This is a genomic window from Chryseobacterium sp. JV558 (assembly GCF_033712365.1).
GTDB lineage: Bacteria > Bacteroidota > Bacteroidia > Flavobacteriales > Weeksellaceae > Chryseobacterium.
The window spans coordinates 1190288-1208041 of record NZ_WJHU01000001.1; the positions used below are offsets into that span (position 1 = coordinate 1190288).

General features: G+C 36.4%; 14 protein-coding genes and 1 pseudogene. 11 read left to right on the forward strand and 4 right to left on the reverse strand.

From position 1 onward, the window contains the following. The first annotated feature begins 42 nt into the window (after nt 1-42). Together GFU89_RS05525 and GFU89_RS05530 are read left to right on the forward strand one after the other, a co-directional pair. On the forward strand, nt 43-3033 hold the full coding sequence (locus tag GFU89_RS05525; protein ID WP_318846198.1) for an ATP-binding protein: 2991 nt from the start codon (nt 43-45) through the stop codon (nt 3031-3033). A gap of 5 nt (nt 3034-3038) precedes the next feature. After that, nucleotides 3039-3650 (forward strand): response regulator transcription factor, encoded by a 612-nt coding sequence (locus tag GFU89_RS05530; RefSeq protein ID WP_318846199.1) that lies wholly within the window; start codon nt 3039-3041, stop codon nt 3648-3650. A 128-nt stretch (nt 3651-3778) separates the two neighbouring features. On the opposite strand, the gene GFU89_RS05535 is transcribed toward GFU89_RS05530, so the two are convergent. After that, nucleotides 3779-4624 carry a hypothetical protein gene (locus GFU89_RS05535; RefSeq protein WP_318846200.1) on the reverse strand — a complete coding sequence of 282 codons (846 nt, stop codon included), beginning with the start codon at nt 4622-4624 and terminating at the stop codon, nt 3779-3781. Nucleotides 4625-4880: 256 nt separating this feature from the next. Between GFU89_RS05535 and GFU89_RS05540 the strand changes: the two genes are divergently transcribed. The 3 genes from GFU89_RS05540 to GFU89_RS05550 all read left to right on the forward strand — a co-directional run bounded on the left by GFU89_RS05540 (nt 4881) and on the right by GFU89_RS05550 (nt 7767). Then, nucleotides 4881-5837 (forward strand): helix-turn-helix domain-containing protein, encoded by a 957-nt coding sequence (locus GFU89_RS05540; protein ID WP_318846201.1) that lies wholly within the window; start codon nt 4881-4883, stop codon nt 5835-5837. 116 nt (nt 5838-5953) lie between these two features. After that, complete coding sequence (locus GFU89_RS05545) at nt 5954-7156, forward strand: MFS transporter (RefSeq protein ID WP_318846202.1); 1203 nt, start codon at nt 5954-5956, stop codon at nt 7154-7156. A 197-nt stretch (nt 7157-7353) separates the two neighbouring features. Next, entirely contained in the window at nt 7354-7767 is a 414-nt protein-coding gene (locus GFU89_RS05550) for a hypothetical protein (RefSeq protein WP_318846203.1), read from the forward strand. A 94-nt stretch (nt 7768-7861) separates the two neighbouring features. On the opposite strand, the gene GFU89_RS05555 is transcribed toward GFU89_RS05550, so the two are convergent. Both GFU89_RS05555 and GFU89_RS05560 read right to left on the reverse strand, forming a co-directional pair. Next, nucleotides 7862-9502, reverse strand: a complete 1641-nt coding sequence (locus tag GFU89_RS05555) for a serine hydrolase domain-containing protein (protein WP_318846204.1) — start codon at nt 9500-9502, stop codon at nt 7862-7864. 118 nt (nt 9503-9620) lie between these two features. Then, nucleotides 9621-10676: an AraC family transcriptional regulator gene (locus GFU89_RS05560; RefSeq protein WP_318846205.1), complete on the reverse strand. Its 1056-nt coding sequence runs from the start codon at nt 10674-10676 to the stop codon at nt 9621-9623. 160 nt (nt 10677-10836) lie between these two features. Here GFU89_RS05560 and GFU89_RS05565 point away from each other — a divergent pair, with 160 nt between their 5' ends. The 5 genes and pseudogenes from GFU89_RS05565 to GFU89_RS05585 all read left to right on the forward strand — a co-directional run bounded on the left by GFU89_RS05565 (nt 10837) and on the right by GFU89_RS05585 (nt 15072). Further along, nucleotides 10837-11469, forward strand: coding sequence for a Crp/Fnr family transcriptional regulator (locus tag GFU89_RS05565; protein ID WP_413228575.1), 633 nt, complete (start codon nt 10837-10839; stop codon nt 11467-11469). A 64-nt stretch (nt 11470-11533) separates the two neighbouring features. Further along, nucleotides 11534-12154, forward strand: a complete 621-nt coding sequence (locus tag GFU89_RS05570) for a hypothetical protein (RefSeq protein WP_318846206.1) — start codon at nt 11534-11536, stop codon at nt 12152-12154. Nucleotides 12155-12167: 13 nt separating this feature from the next. Further along, on the forward strand, nt 12168-12569 hold the full coding sequence (locus GFU89_RS05575; protein ID WP_318846207.1) for a DoxX family protein: 402 nt from the start codon (nt 12168-12170) through the stop codon (nt 12567-12569). Nucleotides 12570-12709: 140 nt separating this feature from the next. After that, nucleotides 12710-13621 (forward strand): PhzF family isomerase, encoded by a 912-nt coding sequence (locus tag GFU89_RS05580; protein WP_318846208.1) that lies wholly within the window; start codon nt 12710-12712, stop codon nt 13619-13621. A 218-nt stretch (nt 13622-13839) separates the two neighbouring features. Further along, nucleotides 13840-15072: pseudogene (locus GFU89_RS05585) on the forward strand (RNA polymerase sigma factor). A 58-nt stretch (nt 15073-15130) separates the two neighbouring features. On the opposite strand, the gene GFU89_RS05590 reads toward GFU89_RS05585, so the two are convergent. Next, complete coding sequence (locus GFU89_RS05590; RefSeq protein WP_318846209.1) at nt 15131-15766, reverse strand: DUF1062 domain-containing protein; 636 nt, start codon at nt 15764-15766, stop codon at nt 15131-15133. Between the two features lie 507 nt (nt 15767-16273). Between GFU89_RS05590 and GFU89_RS05595 the strand changes: the two genes are divergently transcribed. Next, nucleotides 16274-17689, forward strand: a complete 1416-nt coding sequence (locus tag GFU89_RS05595; protein WP_318846210.1) for an aldehyde dehydrogenase family protein — start codon at nt 16274-16276, stop codon at nt 17687-17689. Nucleotides 17690-17754: the final 65 nt, after the last annotated feature.

Sequence of the window (17754 nt, forward strand, 5' to 3'; positions counted from 1 at the left end):
TTTTGCATTAGTGCAGAAGATATAGATCAGTTTTGCACATATATGAGAGTTTGGGCATTTATATTTGCTTGCATCTATTTAAACATTTACGGACAGAGCCATACTTCTACGTGGTACAATATAGACAATGGACTTCCACAAAGCAGTGCAAAGGCCATTGTTAAAGATAAATATGGTTTCATCTGGATTTCCACAGAGAACGGGCTTGTACGGTATGATGGAAGTTCGTTTATTACTTTTAATAATTTCAAAGCAAACAATGTTCATTTCGGGGAATTTATTGGGGATCCGACTCTGGACAGTATTACAGTTCTCAATAATTTTCAGGAGAATAAAATCATCATTAAAAACAGATTTCCAAAAATTTCCAGCCTCACCAAGAGTGATAAAATGACTTTTTCCAATGGCAATACTATTGTACAGCGGATTGCCAATAATATTATAACATCAAGCTTCTATAATGATATTCATTATTTCATACAGCTTAAAAACTCAGCCTATTATTTTACAGAAAAAAATTCCATTATCTATAAAGAGGGGAAAAAGGAAACAAAAATAGCAATTCCTTTTACCAATAAGAATCTGAATAATCTTTTTATTCTGAATGATACTCTTTTTATTAATGATCTGAAAAAAAGGAAAACCTATACTATTTATAAAGGGCAGCTTTCTGTTTCTGAAGAGCCTACACTTTTTAATCACCCAGACACTAAAATTTATTGGCAGCAGATAACCAATCAGACTTTTATCATCAATCATGATAATATTTATATTTTAGAAGGTAACGAAAAGAATCTCCGCTTAAAATTTCTCGTTAAGTTTGAGGAAATAGGCAATCACTCCTACTGCTCTATGTTTTTTGATAAAGACTTCAATAAGCTCTATCTGGGAACACTTAATAATGGGCTTAATGTAATTAAGCTCACCAATTTTTATATTTCAAAGAAAGAAGCAGATTTTTCCAACAATGTGTATTACGCTTCTCTCCCATTCAGTAAAAGTACAATCATTGCAGAGGACGGAACAGAATTCGGGAAAAACGGCATTGTCAATAAACACCTGTTCGGGTGTAATGACAATTATCTGATGATGTATGACGACTCCGAAAACATTCTGATCAGAAAAAGAAACAGCATTATCAGGTACTACAAAAATTCAGGGTACAAAAAGAAGGATTCTACTTTTATCAGCAATGGGTTTGAAAGTTTCATGAAAAGCGGAAATCTTTATGGGACTACATTTACTGATCCTTTGGGGACTCAACTTCGTCTTTATAAAAAAGACCTGTTTACCCATCCGGATTTCACCTATAATTTTAAAAGTTTTGTCAATATTTTTTCCCAATATAATGACCACGAAATTCTGACCGGTAATAGTGATGGCCTGTATTCTATAATACTGGGAAACAACACAATAACTCCAATAATCAAAAATATTCATGTTAAAAGTATTTTCAGGACAAGGGATAATCTGATATGGATTACTACGAATAAAGATGGGTTTTATCTTTTCAAAAACCACAAACTCATCAAAATGCCGAATGACAGGAATGGCTACCTGCAATCTGCTCATTATATGCTTGAAGATCAAAAGGGAGCTTACTGGATTTCTTCTAATAATGGCCTTTTTAAAGTTCCTAAAAAACAATTGCTGCAATACGCAGAAAACAGAAAAACCCCGGTTTTTTATTACCGTTTTACCAAAAGAGACGGTTTTCTGACGAATGAATTCAATGGCAGTTCGGAGCCTAATGCCTATGCTTTGGAGAACGGAGAATTTGTATTCCCTTCTATGGACGGCTTTGTGTTTTTCAACCCGGACAATATCCGGACTTATTATCCGGAAAGAAATAAGATCTACATTGAAAGGGTAAAAATTGGAAATTCTGAACCCCAGTCTTTTCATCAGACCCTTAATTTAAAGAATGATTATAAAACTGCAGATGTTTTTATTGATATCCCCTATTTTTCTAACCCGGAAAACCTTTATATCGAAGGAAAAATATCGGGAAAGGAAAATACCGTGTGGGAGCAGATTGCAACAGGAAACGAATTAAAATATACCATCAGCAATCTTGCTCCGGGTGAATATACGCTCAGTATAAGAATACTCATTTCTCCGGAGGGAAAGTATGAGGAAAAGACCATCCGTTTCAACATTCAGCCTCTTTTTTATCAGACCTTATTATTCAGAGTGTCTGCTTCTGTTATTATACTGATTATCATCATTATCATTGTACAGCTGACTACCAACTTTTTAAGAATAAAAAATAAAGCATTAAAGCAAATTGTCCGCAATAAAAATTCTGAACTGAAAGAAACCTCTCTTCACCTTGAACTGGTGAAAGGCAACCTGCAAAAAGAAACGGAATATCAGAAAAAACTGGTTGAAACCATCAGTCACGACATTACTACTCCTATCCGGTTTATAGCCATGCTTTCCCAGAAACTTCACGAGTCTGATGATCTTGAGCTTCAGAAGAAATATTTTGACAGTATTTATAAATCTTCGGAACAGCTTTATCAGTTTACTCTGAATTTAAAAGAATATACAGAGCTTTACAAAGCGGAGAATATTTTTGAAGAAAAGGAATATCCCATCAACAGAATCCTGGAAATTAAGAACAGGCTATTCTGTGAAATTGCCAAAGAAAAGGGAACAACAATTACCCAACTTATTGAACATACTGTGTATTCTAAAGTGAACGAAAGTATTTTAACCGCCATTATTCATAACATTCTTGATAATGCTGTTAAAAATACCTTTGAAGGGAATATAAGTCTGAATATTACAGAAAACCAACAAAAATCCACAATCATAATTGCTGATACAGGAACCGGAATGTCTGCAGAACAGATTGCCATTTATATGAATCTGTTTAGAAATCCCAGGCTGGAAACTCCCAGCTTCAAAGGAAAAGGGCTTGGTCTGCACATGGTCATCCATCTGGTAAAAAAGATCAACGCTGAAATTAATTTCAGCCAAAACCAACCCACAGGAACGGTTGTGGAAATAATACTCAAAAAAAACTAACCTCTATGAATGAAAGAATTTTAATCGCTGATGATCATTATGTAGTAAGAGCAGGAACCTCTCTGGTTCTTGAAACTGCTTATCCGGAGTTGAAAATAGATTTTGCAGAAAACTATGACCAGGTGAAAAAAAAGCTTGGCAGTTCACGTTACGACCTGCTTATTTTAGATATTGACATGCCTGGAACTCAGTACAAAAAAATGATTCCGGAGCTTAAAAATATACAGAATGACCTCAAGATTCTTATCTTTTCAGGATATGACAAGGATGTAGCCATCCAATACATCAGAGAGGGTGCTGAAGGTTACCTGAATAAGCAAAGCAGCGAGGAAGAAATAAAAAATGCCGTAAAAACGGTGATCGAAAAGGGATATTTTTATCCTGCAGAACTGATTGGCCTTATTATTCAAAATAAAAGAAACAATCCGGTAGAAAAGCTGTCGTCCCGTGAATATGAAATCTTCAAGCTCCTGGCGGACGGAAACGGAAACCTTGAAATAGCCAACAGACTCAATATCCAGATGTCTACTGTGAGCACTTACAAAAAAAGAATTTTTCAAAAGCTGGATGTAGCCAACATTGCAGAACTGATCAAGGCCTACGAAATGATGCATTAACAAAAGGGGCTGGAATATCCTATTATTCCAGCCCCAGAAAAAACACAAATCTCATTAGATTTTCATCAGTTGATCGGTTAATTTTTTATAGAATCAATGTGTTTTTAGAATCATAGAAAAACGTTCTGTTAATATAACCTCTGCACAGAAAGAAACAGTTCTCTTGTATTATCAGCAGTATTAGAATCCGTTGTAGTAGCATCACTGCTTCCTGTTGTAGATTTGTTATCTACACGGAATGCATAATACACTCTGTACCATCTTGGCTCCGGTTCCTGTATCGTAATATCAAATGTTACCGTTTCATTGTGGGACTGTGTAAGATAGACGCCATCATCAAACTGTCTGTAGGCTCCTGGTGATAGTTTAATATTTCCGTTGTCAGAATCACCGGTATGGGTAGACATTTCCGAAACCCAGATTTTCACATCTGAAGTTCCTGCATTATAAAGTCTTGGATTAAAAGTAGTGGCTGCCCCTGTACCTGATGAGCTGCTGTTAAACTGAGCATCCAGTCTTAAGAAACCTCCCAACACAGGAAGATCGGAAAGATAGGTACTGGCCAGCGTACCAGCTCCGGAGGTACCTGCAGGAATGCTTCCATGGTAGTAGATAAGGTCTCCAATGGTAATATCATCGTCTTTTCCTCCAAATGCAAACTTCCACGTAGTTCCGTTGAACATATAATATCCGGCTTTATCTACTTTTGCTGTCTTTGCAGAAGGCATCGTCACAGCTTGAGTCACATACACCAATGCTCCGGTCTGCGCCGCTAAATAGACATCATCTTTCGCCCGCAGCTGATCACCCGTTACTCTGGGAGCCATTACACCATCAGGAACGGTAGTTACATCCGGCTTTCCTTCTACGTGTAATGTTACTTTAGGAGAATCTGTATTGATGCCAACCTGGGAATATAGAGCAGCTGATGTACACATCATTATGCCAATAAGAGGTAATTTTATTTTCTTCATTTTAGTATATTTGTTTAAAATTTAGGGATGAATAAATCATGACGGTCAATTGACAGGTCATCAATTAACCATTGTTGAGCTAGCTGGTGCAAAGTTATCTGCACTGATAAATCAAATTCCTGAATTATCAATGAAAAACCGGAAACGGCTTACCAAAACACAAATAACTAACAATCAATATTTTACCGCAGTCATTTTTGATATTTGACTGTTATAAAGTGCATTGAAATGATTTAAAAATTATCTGTTGCCACAAATGACTACCGCAAAAGACATAAAAATTGAAGAGTACAAAAGACAGCTGGTGTATTATTACAACATTCTAATGTCTGTGATTCTTGCTGTATTTGGGTTGATATTTACTTTTATCATCCCGGATAAAATAATGGCCTGGTATCTTTTTGGAGGACTTTTTTTACTGATCTACACTTACCTGATTGTGCGTAAAACGTATTCGGTAAATGTAATGGTGCATTCCTATATTGTGATTGCGACCCTCTACAATTTTTATATCATGCTTGCTTTCTGGAGCAATTCTATAGCAAGTTTTGTCTGGCTTATCCCGATTCCGCTGGCAGCCTATGTTTTTTTTCAGAGGAAATATGTCCTGATCTACAGCCTGTTTGTATTACTGAATATTATTGTGGGATATCTTATTTCAAAAAACTTCAGCTTTGACTTCCCTCTGCACAGTCAGGATGATGTAAGAATTACAGATACTATCCTTATGGTTTCTAATGTAGCCGTAATATCCCTTCTGATTTATTTTAAAGATAAAATAAAACGAGTTGAAATTTACCATGAAATTGAGGAGAAAGCCCTGAATCCGGGAGTTCAATCCATATTGGTGACAGAAAAAGCTCCTTTTGCAGATGAGCTGTTTGAGAAAATTGAACTTGTCATGAAAGAAAAACAATTGTATAAAGATGTTAATTTCAATATTTCAAAGCTAGCTGCAGAAATGGATATCAATAGCAGCTATATCTCAAAATCCATCCGTGTAAAAGGATATCCCAACTTCAATAATTATCTGAATAGGCACAGAATTGAGTGTGTAAAAAGACTGCTTACTGAAAATGATATTGAGAAAGTAACCCTTATGTATATTTATACCGAAGCAGGCTTCTCCAACCAGTCTACTTTCAACAGGGTCTTTAAACAGATGGAAGGTATTACTCCTTCCGAATATATCAGCAGTTTACAAATCCACTGATTTGTTTCACCAATACCTATGATTGAGATAATGATTTTTAAATCCGAAAAATAATCAGGAAATTTACAGAACTTAATTTTCTGTTAAACCACTGCATTTTAATTGCAAAAAAAATCATGAATTCATCTGAAAAAGCCAATCAGGGAGGCTCACGTTTCCGATATATAAAACTTTGTATTTTCTTTTCAGGACTTTCTGTTTTTGCACAGCTTTATCTTTTCCAGCCGATGCTGCCTATGGCTGCAGAACAGTTTGGGGTATCTGTAGGTGATACTTCCCTGCTTGTCTCTTCCTCCACAATAGGTATGGCACTGGGATTACTATTTTTTGCTTTTAAAGCGGACAGTTATTCAAGGAAAAGTCTGATGGTCTTTTCATTGATTTCATCTGCTGTACTTACCATTATCTCCACCTGGATACCAAGTTTAAGCCTCCTGATCGCTATCGGAGTAATGAAAGGCTTTGTTGTTTCCGGAGTTTCTGCAGTTGCTCTGGCCTATCTCACAGAAGAAGTGAATGCTCTGGCAGTACCGGCAGCCATCAGTATGTATCTCAGTGGTAATACCATTGGTGGAATGAGCGGAAGAATAATGGCTACACTCCTTGCAGGGGAATTCGGATGGCGTAATGCTGTTCTTTTTATCGGAATAGAAAGCTTCATTCTGGGAGCTGTATTCTGGAAACTATTTCCTGAATCAAAGTTTTTCAATCCACAGAAAACAGATTATCACCTTAAGGTAAAACAGATGAAATTTTTCCTTACCAACCCTTATATGCTGCGTTTATATTGCACAGCCGCGTTGCTGATGGGTGTTTTTGTGAGCGTTTATAATTATCTGACATTCAGACTGGAAGCAAAACCATTTTCATTAAGTCATTTTATCATTGCTTTTATCTTTCTCATGTACATTTTCGGAGTCTTTGGTACGATGATCACCGGACGTCTTTCCAGAAGGTTTCCCATGAATGATATCCTGAAAGGTTCTATCCTGTTTATGCTCACAGGAGCCGCATTGTTGTTATCTGAAAATATCTATATTCTTATTTTCGGACTTGGTCTTTTTACGCTTTCCTTTTTCGCAGCTCATACGATGGCCAGCCAGATGACTGCATTGTATGCCAAACGTGGAAAGTCTTCAGCTACTTCTATTTACTGGCTGTTTTACTATTTTGGTTCAAGTATCCTGGGTAGTGGTACTGGTTATCTCCTGCATGCTTATTCCTGGAATGTTTTCATAGGAGTTCTTATCATATCTGTCATCATTGCACTTCTACTGGCTACAGCTAATGTAGTACCCAAAGGAAGAACAAAAAACTAGTACCACATACATACCACATCAATTTTTTATTACAATCTGCTATGATCCGCCTATGTGGGAGTATTTTAACATATCATTAATTTTTTATAGTGAAAATTTAACCTAATCTTCACTAAAACAAGACTTAACAACATGATGCAGGGCATAGTATTTGCTGGTTATACAGGACTATATCATCACCTAAAAATCAAAATATTATGAACGTAGCAGATTTAAAAATCAAGAACTTGGTGGAGTATAAAAATCAGATTTATACAATCTCCGAGATCTTTCACAATGTCGAGCAGGCTTATTTTGTTAAAATCGAAAATGATATTCAAAGTATCTCTGTCCCGGCAGCTTCCATTAAACCTATCAAAATAACAGAAGAATGGCTTGAAAAACTGGGATTCTCAAGAACGTACAGTTCGGATCAGAGTATACGGTATGAAAGACCGGAATCTTTTATAAAATATGATATAGACCTGAGTTCCAGAAAAATACTGGAGGGTCTGAAAATATATGGGAACGCGATAAAGTGTAAGTACATCCATGAGTTTCAGAATATTTTCTCAAGCTTGTTCGGAAAAGAAACAGCTTTGCATTATGGTTATTTGAAAACAGAATCGTAGTTTAAATAGTTCTAAGCTGTAGAAGACCACAATTTATAAGTTAAATTGTGGTCTTCTTCTTTTAAATACGATTCAAAAGAATTTCCCCAAAAGACTATTTTATTTTTTTAAATTCAATATGGTTAAGACTTGCTCCTGAAAGCATAAATCCTGAAATTGTTTTGTTCTTATCATATTTAAAATCAAGTCGTCCGAAAATAGATTCATAAGAATAAACTTCTGCCTCACTTAGAAAATACAGTGGGATATCAGCGTTTATAGAATGTCTGGCAACCAGCTTATTATTTTCGACAATCAATTGATAGATGGTATTGAATTCATCATTTCTATAAAAACCCACGTATTTATTAAGATCAATTTTATCCTCATTCAAAGGTTTTAATATTACTTTTTTACAAGTAAATGTAAAGTCACCAATTCTGAACGTTAACTTCCCTGGATGAATTGTGAAGCTTCCAGTGGGAAGAAAAGGAATATTAAATTTATTGTCTCCTGCAGTTTTTAAAGGTGTTTTATTATGATTCCAGTAAAGATTTTTGCCATCTGTTGTCATATCCAGATAATTTCCGGGATTCATCTCATAAGTACCTTCAAAAGACTTTAGTTCAGCACTGGTATAAGCTATTTTTTTAGGAGGATCCGGAAGAACCTGCTGATCTTTAAGCAGTACATCTACCAATCCGTAGGCAACCAGCAATCCGTCAAAAACCTTTTTATTTCCCATAAGAACAATAGATAGATGATAGGCAGGAATATGCAGGATATAAGATCTGTAGCTGGCTGTACCTCCACCATGAAAGACAATATCCAATCCTTTATACTTTCCGGTTTGCAAGCCCAATCCGTAGTCTACTTTTTCACCCGTATTTAAAACAGTACTTTGCTGCATCTTATTGTACATTTCACGGCTTCCAACGGATGGTTTCTGAAAATTAATTGCCCATGTACACAAATCGTTCAGTGTAGTAAAAATATTGGAAGAGCCATTTTCCATTTGTCCAAGAGGTGTTTTTACAAAACCGGAACTATCTTCCTGATAAGATTCTGCTCTATTTGGAATAATGTTCACCGGATCATTCACTGCCATCGTATGATCCATATGCAATGGCTTGAAAATATATTCTTTAAGGATCTGGACAAAATCTTTTTTGTAAACCCTGTGGAGAATTTCTGCAAGCATCAGAAAACCGGTATTGTTGTACTTGTATTCATCACCAGGTTTAAAGTTGATACTTTTAATCGCCAAAACTGTTTTTACTGCATCCGTATGAGTCACTCTTACTTCAGTTCCAATTCCCTGTAAACCTTTTATACTTGTAAAATCTGGCAGTCCATGGGTATGATTAGCCAGCTGTCTGATGGTAATTTTATAAGGCAGATTTTTTAGCTCTGGCAGATAAGTTCTGATATCATCCTCCAATGACAATCTACCTTCTTTTTCAGCCAAAAGTGTCACAAATGCAGTGAATTGTTTAGAAACAGAAGCAATATCAAAAGCCGTAGAATCGGTCACGGGAATCCGGTCTTCAAGATTGGCGAGTCCGTATGTTTTTTTATAGAGTATTTTTCCGTCTTTGATAATGCCAACAGCCATTCCCGGTTCATTGGATTTGGAGTAGCTGTTCACGAGGGAATCCACTTTCCGGATTTTATCCTGCGGAATCTGTTGTCCGGAATAAAATCCGATGTTCAGGATAGTAAAAAGAAACAATGCGAATCTGATTTGTAGTTTCATCTGTTTAAATTTTAATGATGAAGCAAATCTGAAAATTTACACTGATTTAAATATCCGACTACCGGAAACCGGACTCTTTTTATCTGAAAAATCAGTCCGACTTAAAATCGGACACTATTTAAACATTTGATTTTCTGTAATCTGTAGGCGTTACACCTATTTCTTTTTTAAAGGCAGTATAAAATGAAGATTTGGAATTGAACCCCACTTCATACAGAACTTCAAGCACGGTAAGCTGAGGCTGATTTCTGAGAAGAACTTTAGCTGTGTTTATTCTGAACTCATTGATAAAGTCAAAAAAGTGTTTACCCGTATGCTGATTAATTAAAATGGATAACTGTTTTTCGGGCATACCGATTTGTTCTGCCAGTTTCTGTAAGGTAAGTTTATCATCCAGATAAGGTTTTTCGGTTTCCATAAATTTCAGGAGATTTTTCAATTGCTCCGGTTCTTCTTTTGAGGATTCTAGTACCTGCTGTACGGGAAGCAGATCTTTATTGATTCCAGCCAAAAGATTGGGACGGTATAAAGCATTTAATACAAACCAGCTGATGACAAATAATACAAATACTGAGTTGACTGTATATAAAAATAAAAATGCAGTTTCATTATCTTTCAGAAATTCCCTGATCAATACAAAAGTATTTCCTATCAAAAAGAGAATTGTTGTCTGCATCAGCCATTTATAGGTAAGATGATGATTGCTGGAATAGTTTTCCTGATACAGCTTTCTGAATGTTCTCAAAACCAGAAATACGGCAACAATATAAAAATAATACTGTACAGTGGAAACAACATCAAATGCCTGATTGTTTTGCTCAGAAATTACTGATATACTGAACCAGGTCAGGAAGAACAAAAACGGTACTGCGTGAAGAAGATGTTTGGTACGAAGGGTAAAATTATAATAACAGGCCGCATTGACATACAGAAAATATATAGGCATCTGCAACAAAACACTGGCCATCTTGAATCCTTTGATTATTTTGTTATCAGGTGGTGGCAGGAAAAACCCGGAAAGATCAATGATAGAAATCAACAGAAAGGCAGCAAATAAGTAATTCGGTAGTTTTCTTTCAGATTTTGCTGTAATCAGGAAAGCGCTCAACAGCAGAAACAGGAAAAAAATAATTTTGCCCAAATCGTTGATCAATGACATATTCTCTATTTTCATGATAATCACAAAACTACAAATAATAGTTTCTTCTTGTGCACTTTACCCCATTGGAAGACTGCATTTTTCAAAACCTATGATCCTTTCAGTTCGTATTCAGTCTGTTTTCTCACTATATTTTTTTAATATTTCCGTAAATTTGTGCCTATAGCCCCCTGACATGATCGTTGGGAACAAAGCACAATACTTCATGATGGATACGGATACTATACTTTTACAGCTGATAAAACACTTTAAGGAAATCGTTTCTTTAGAAGATAAGGATATTGATTATATCACTTCTAAATTAGAAATAATCCAACTCAAAAAGAAAGAATATCTGCTTCGTGAAGGTCAGGTTTCCAGACACATGCGCTTCATTGCTCAGGGAAGTCTGTACGCTTATCATATTGATGAAAAAGGAAAAGAAAATACGACTCAGTTAGGTATTGAAAACTGGTGGGTGAATGATCTGTACAGCTATCTGAGCGAACTGCCTTCAAGAATGTTTATTCAGGCTAATGAAGATACCACGATTATACAAATCAGTAAAAGCCATTTGGAATTATTATACAAAGAAGTTCCGGCCATTTCAGAATTCTGGCGGCTGAAAATGCAGTCTGCTTATGTTACGTTACAGGAAAGAACCTTTGAGCATTCAAGAGTTGATGCTTACACCAAATACAGGACATTCGTCAGCACCTACCGCAATATTGAACAGCGTTTTCCTCAATACATGATTGCTTCTTACCTGGGAATCACAGTAGAATACCTGAGCTATCTCAGAAAAAAGCACCTGTCTGACCTTTCTTAAGATTTCTTAAGTTTATTCCGTTCCAGCCCGAATAATTTTGCTCTCAGAATTTAATGAGTGAAATATGAAGGCAAAAATCATCACAATAACAGCTCTTGCGTCAGCTTCCCTGAATCTGAATGCACAGAAACTTTCTTATACTCCGGATCTTGTTTTAGGACATCGGTCGTATACCTATATGCACAATGTCAATTATCAGCTGAATGAGCGGTTGAAACTGAACAATCTTACTTTATTTGATACAGAATACACCAAAGACAAAGAAAATATATTCTTCATCAGAAATACCCTGGCTTATAACTTTACCAAAAGACTTAGCGCCAACGCAGCGTTTGGAATTAAAAATCCGGGAGCCTTTTTCAGTGCTTATCTGCAATACAAGATCGTCCAGCCCAGCTATTCTCTCTCCTACTCCATAGGAACTACTTATCAGAAAGGATTTTCGCTGGAGCAGTCCATATCATTTGAATATACTCCTTATCTGACAAAAGATCTCAAAGGATATTTCAGTGTACTGGCTATTGGAAATCTTGATGACAGCGGATATCCCAGAGGACTGCAGTTTATCAGACTTGGTGTGAAACAGGATAAAATGATGTACGGGCTGGCCTCCAATTTTGATCAGTTTAATAACGGAAAAAAGACCCTGGAAAATATCGGGGCATTTATAAAATATAACTTTTAAATAATAATACGAAATGAAAAAGAACATTGATTTAGGAATGCTTATCTGCAGAATAGCTATCGGATTTCCCATGTCGGTTTATGGAACCAGCAAACTGATCCACGGAGTTGGATTCATTAAAGATATGATGACCATGCACGGTTTACCAGCATTCTTTGCTTATGGTGTCTTTGCGGGTGAAATTATAGCTCCTGTTATGTTGATTATAGGATTCAGGGCAAGGCTGGCAGGATTAATTTTTGCTGCTAACTGCTTTACTGCTACCCTCCTTGCGCAAACGGCTAATATTTTCAAACTTAATGAATTTGGAGGCTGGGCTTTGGAATTACTGGTGATCTATATGCTCATAAGCCTAAGCTTTTTCTTTACAGGAGCAGGAAAGTATGCCGTTTCTACCCAAAATAAGTGGGATTAAAATACCTTAAAATTTTCTATTCACTAATTGATAAATCAGGATCTCAGGATTCTGGTTTATTTTTTTATCAAATGACAATAAAACAGGCATCTGATCCCCGATTTGATTCCGTATTTTTACAGTAAACTTACTCATCCATTATGAAAGAAGTTATCGTCTACCAAATTGATTCTTTTACCAAAGAAAAATTCAAAGGAAATCCTGCAGGAGTTGTATTAAACGCTGAGAATATGACACCTGAAGAAATGCAGCTTATTGCCAGAGAACTTAATAATTCTGAAACAGCATTTGTTTTCAAACCTGATAATCCTGAAGAAAATTTCGATTATCATGTTCGGTATTTTACTCCTACCACAGAAGTTCCTTCCTGCGGGCACGCCACCATTGCAGCACTTTATGCGAAAGCTCAGGAAGATCATCTGGATTCCTGTACAATTGCAATATATACACAAATTGGAATATTACCAATTCATATTGAAAGAGAAAACAATGATTATCTCATCACCATGACACAGGGAAAATTTGTGCTGAGTCCTGCTTTTGATACATCAATAACCCAAAGAATTTTGCTGGCCCTGGGACTGACAACGGATGATCTTGATGAAAATTGTCCTGTGCAAATCGCTTCTACAGGTCATTCAAAAGTAATGATCGGAATCAAAAGCAATACGGTCTTAAATAATCTGGATCCTGATCTTATTACTTTAGGAAAACTTAGTAAAGAAATTGGCTGTAACGGATACTTTGTATTTACTTTTGATACAGATGAAAAAGAAATATTAACCAATGGAAGAATGTTTGCACCCGCCATCGGTATTTCTGAAGATCCTGTTACCGGAAATGCAAACGGTCCTTTGGGAGGTTATCTTATTCAAAACAAAATCATAGAGACTGCAGATGCTATTTTTGAATTTACTGGAAAACAGGGGGAAGCCATCAACAGAATTGGTAAAGTAAAAGTACGGGTTAGCGTAAAAGACAGCCAACCCGATATCATCAGTATTACCGGAAATGCAGTTTGTGTTTTCAGAACCACTATGGATTTGAAATAATTCTGGCGTTTATAGAAAATAAATGTCCCCATTGAAGAAAATTAGTCGTCATCAAAATGAATTAAACAATTGAGTACAATGAAAGAATATAAAACGATGCGTGATCTTCTTTTATCCCGCTCAGGTTTACAGATAGCGCAGATATTTGTAAAAGAGACTTGCGTCAGTTGTACTTCCAAACCAATGTAATTACCTTTGATACAGCCTTTTCATCAGCCATGACAAATCCGAATGAAATAACCCCGCATTTATTCAGAACCGAGTATAGCAAAATTGTTGCTGTACTTTGCAGAAGTTTTGATATCAAACATATCGAAATTGCGGAAGATATTGCCAGCGAAACCTTTTTGAAAGCTTCGGAATATTGGACATTAAACGGAATTCCGGACAATCCTGCAGCCTGGCTTTATACGGTGGCGAAGAATAAAGCAAAAGATTATTTCAAACACCTTTCCATTATTGAAAAAAACAAAGAAGAAGTAAGAACATCCGAAAAAGAGTATCCAGTCATAGATTTCGACACTAAAAACATCACTGACAGCCAGCTGGAAATGATTTTTGCAGCCTGCAACCCTCTCAATTCCCGGGAAACTCAAATATGTCTGGCTCTTCAGATTCTTTGCGGCTTCAGTATTGAAGAAATTGCCAATGCTTTTCTTTCAAAAACAGAGACGATTAAAAAACGCTTGCAAAGAGGTCGGGAAACTCTCAGAACACATCATTTTACAATAGATTCTTTACGTGAACAGGATATTCACCAGCGATTGGAAATGGTACTGACTACTTTATATTTATTGTTTAATGAAGGCTATTTTTCCAGGACAAATACTCTTTTAATCCGTAAAGATCTTTGCCTTGAAGCCATAAGACTTACCCTGATCCTTACTGACAATCAGTTGACCAATACTCCAAAAACCAATGCCCTGCTGGCTTTGATGTGTTTTCAGAGCTCAAGGCTCGATGCAAGGACCAATGAAGAAGGTGAATCTATTCTTTTTGATGAACAGGATGTAACATTATGGGATAAAGCATTGATCGAAAAAGGCAATTATTACCTGATAGAAGCCTGTAAGGCCGACAGTACTTCCGTTTCAAAATACCATCTGGAAGCTGGGATTGCTTATTGGCATACTTCATCTGCTGAAAATAAGTGGCAGCATATTTTAAACCTTTACAACCAACTTATTATCATTGAGTACTCTCCTATTACTGCCTTAAACAGAGCTTTTGCTTTTTCCAAAGTGTGTGGAAATGAGAAAGCAGTCACTGAAGCAGAAAAACTTAATCTCACGGGCAACCAATATTATCATGGATTACTGGGATATTTATATTCTGAAATCAACCCGAATTAAGCGATTGATCACTTTGAAGAAGCCATTCGTCTTACAAAGTCAAAACTGGAAAAACAGACTTTACAGAAACAGGTCAATCTTTTAAAAAAGCCAAAGTAAAATTAAATAAAAGAACCTCCCAAACTATTATTTAGAGGTTCTTTTATTATTGAGCATCTTAGGTCCTGAGAAGTAATTCCTCTTTCCCGATAAAGTAGATATCAATCAGCGTTTTCTTGTTGATAGTAACAATATCATCGTTTTTAATCTTGTATTTCTTTTGCAAAGGTTTTTCATTAAAATAAACTGTACCTGAATCAAGCAGAAAGTTCAATTTAGATGATGAAAGACCTAAACATGTCCTGACAACGGTTGAAACTCTTACGTTACAATCAAAAGAACATTGTATTTGAAATGAAATCACCTCATCATCCATTTTGATCAGATCTTCAACAGGAATGGGAGTGTACAGAATTTCATATTCTACGCTTTCCATATCTGTTATTACATTATTTTTCCTTCTTATTTCCTGTGAAAAAGCATATTCCCAGGCAATTTCCGTATTGTTTTCTGAAAATTTATTGAAGAGTTCTTTACTGACAGATTCTGTTCTTATTCTAGAAAAAACAGTCATGTTATAGGTGTTGCTGCATTTTACACATCGGTAAATCAACCATATATCAATATTCTTTTTTTGAGCATTCAATCTGAATTTATCGCTGCAGTAAAACCTGTCGCTGTTACAATGACTGCATTTCTTTTTTAGTAAGGGAGTATTTTTCGCTTTTACCTCCCAAATATGTTTTGTACTCATTACTTATAATCGTGCTTGGTATTCTTTGTTGGATTTTTTCAATATTATTCACGCATTACAAGAAGGTTGATACATCTGAGATTTACCCAAAGACTATTCTTAAGGTATATTTGATCTGTATTCAGTCTTTAAAAATCATAATGATTAAAACCAAAACAACAGATATAGCTGCCTTTTGCAGGCAATGCAGTAGATAATATGATGAAATGAAAACCTGTTCGGATAGAATTATCCAAACGAAAGAACGATCAGCCTGTGGTTACGAAGACTGATACTAAACGATAATAAGTTTAAGTGTTGTTCTCAAAACGACCTATTTACTTGGTTATGATAAAAGTAGTCAATTTCAGGGAAGAACACACCATTTTTTCATATTAAATCAAAAAGGAACACAAACAGCTAATATTTTATACACAAATCTGAACCATACAACAAATAAAAATTGAACCATACAGCAAACCTGTCTTTTCTGTTTCTGACGAACTTTGTCGTATTAAAATCATCAAAATGAAACAGATTAATACAATTTACATCAACGGTGAATTTGTTACACCGAATGGAACAGAAACATTTGACCTTATCAACCCTACGAACAATCAAAAAACAGGAGAAGTAGTTCTGGGAAATGAAGAAGACACCCGAATGGCTATCGCCGCAGCGAAAAAAGCTTTTAAAACCTTTTCAAAAACTACAAAAGAAGAACGCATCAGTTTACTTCAAAAACTACATGAAGCGGTTAGTAAACGGGAAGATGAACTGGTTTCTGTGATGGTGAATGAATATGGAGGAACGTTACAGTTCTGCAGAATGAGTGTTCAGAATGCAATTTCAGCCTTTACCACAACCATTACTACACTGGAATCTTATGACTTTGAAAAGACAGTGGGACATTCTAAAGTACGTTTTGAATCTTTGGGAGTGGTAGGAATTATTACTCCATGGAATGCCAGCAACAGTTTCATCTGCAACAAACTGGCTACTGCTATTGCAGCCGGTTGTACAGCCGTCATCAAACCAAGTGAAATGAGTGCTGCCCAAACCCAGCTGCTTACCGAATGTTTCCATGAAGCCGGATTACCTGCCGGGATATTCAATATTGTAAATGGGTTAGGAAATGTAGTAGGTGCAGAAATTACCCAGCATCCTGATATCGCAAAAATCTCTTTTACAGGATCTACCCTTACAGGAAAAGCTATTGCCAAAGGAGCCGTAGATACCATGAAAAGAGTAACCCTTGAACTTGGCGGAAAGTCCCCGAATATCATTCTTGAAGATGCGGATCTGGAAAAAGTGATTCCTATGGCTGTCTTCGGAGCGTATATGAACAATGGACAGGCCTGCATTGCTCCTACCCGCCTGCTTGTTCCCCAAAACAGATTGCATGAAGTGAATGAACTGGCTAAAAAGGCTGTAGAACAGGTAAAAGTAGGAAACCCTGATGAAGAAGATACCCTTGTAGGGCCTATGGTAAGCGCCAAGCAGTTTGAAAGAGTACAAAGCTATATCCGTCTGGGACAGGAAGAAGGTGCTACCCTGCTTGCAGGCGGCGAAGGGAAACCGGAAGGTCTTGAAAACGGTAATTTTGTCAAAGCAACTATTTTCACCAATGTTCGTAATGATATGCGTATTGCGCAGGAGGAGATTTTCGGACCTGTGCTGTCTATTATTCCTTATACTAATGAAGAGGAAGCTGTTGCTATTGCGAATGATACCACTTATGGACTGGCAGCTTACATCAGTTCTTCTGACAAAGAGCATGCAGAGCGAGTTGCAGCACAGATTGATGCCGGAAGAATCTGTATCAACGGCTTTTCACATGATCCTTATGCTCCTTTCGGTGGGTTTAAGCAAAGTGGTATCGGCCGTGAGTATGGTGTATTCGGGTTGGAAGCTTATCTGGAACCCAAGACCATTCTTGCCTGATAGTAAAAACCTCAAAGTCTGTGAATAGCAGGCTTTGAGGTTTTAATCAATAAGTAATTCATCAT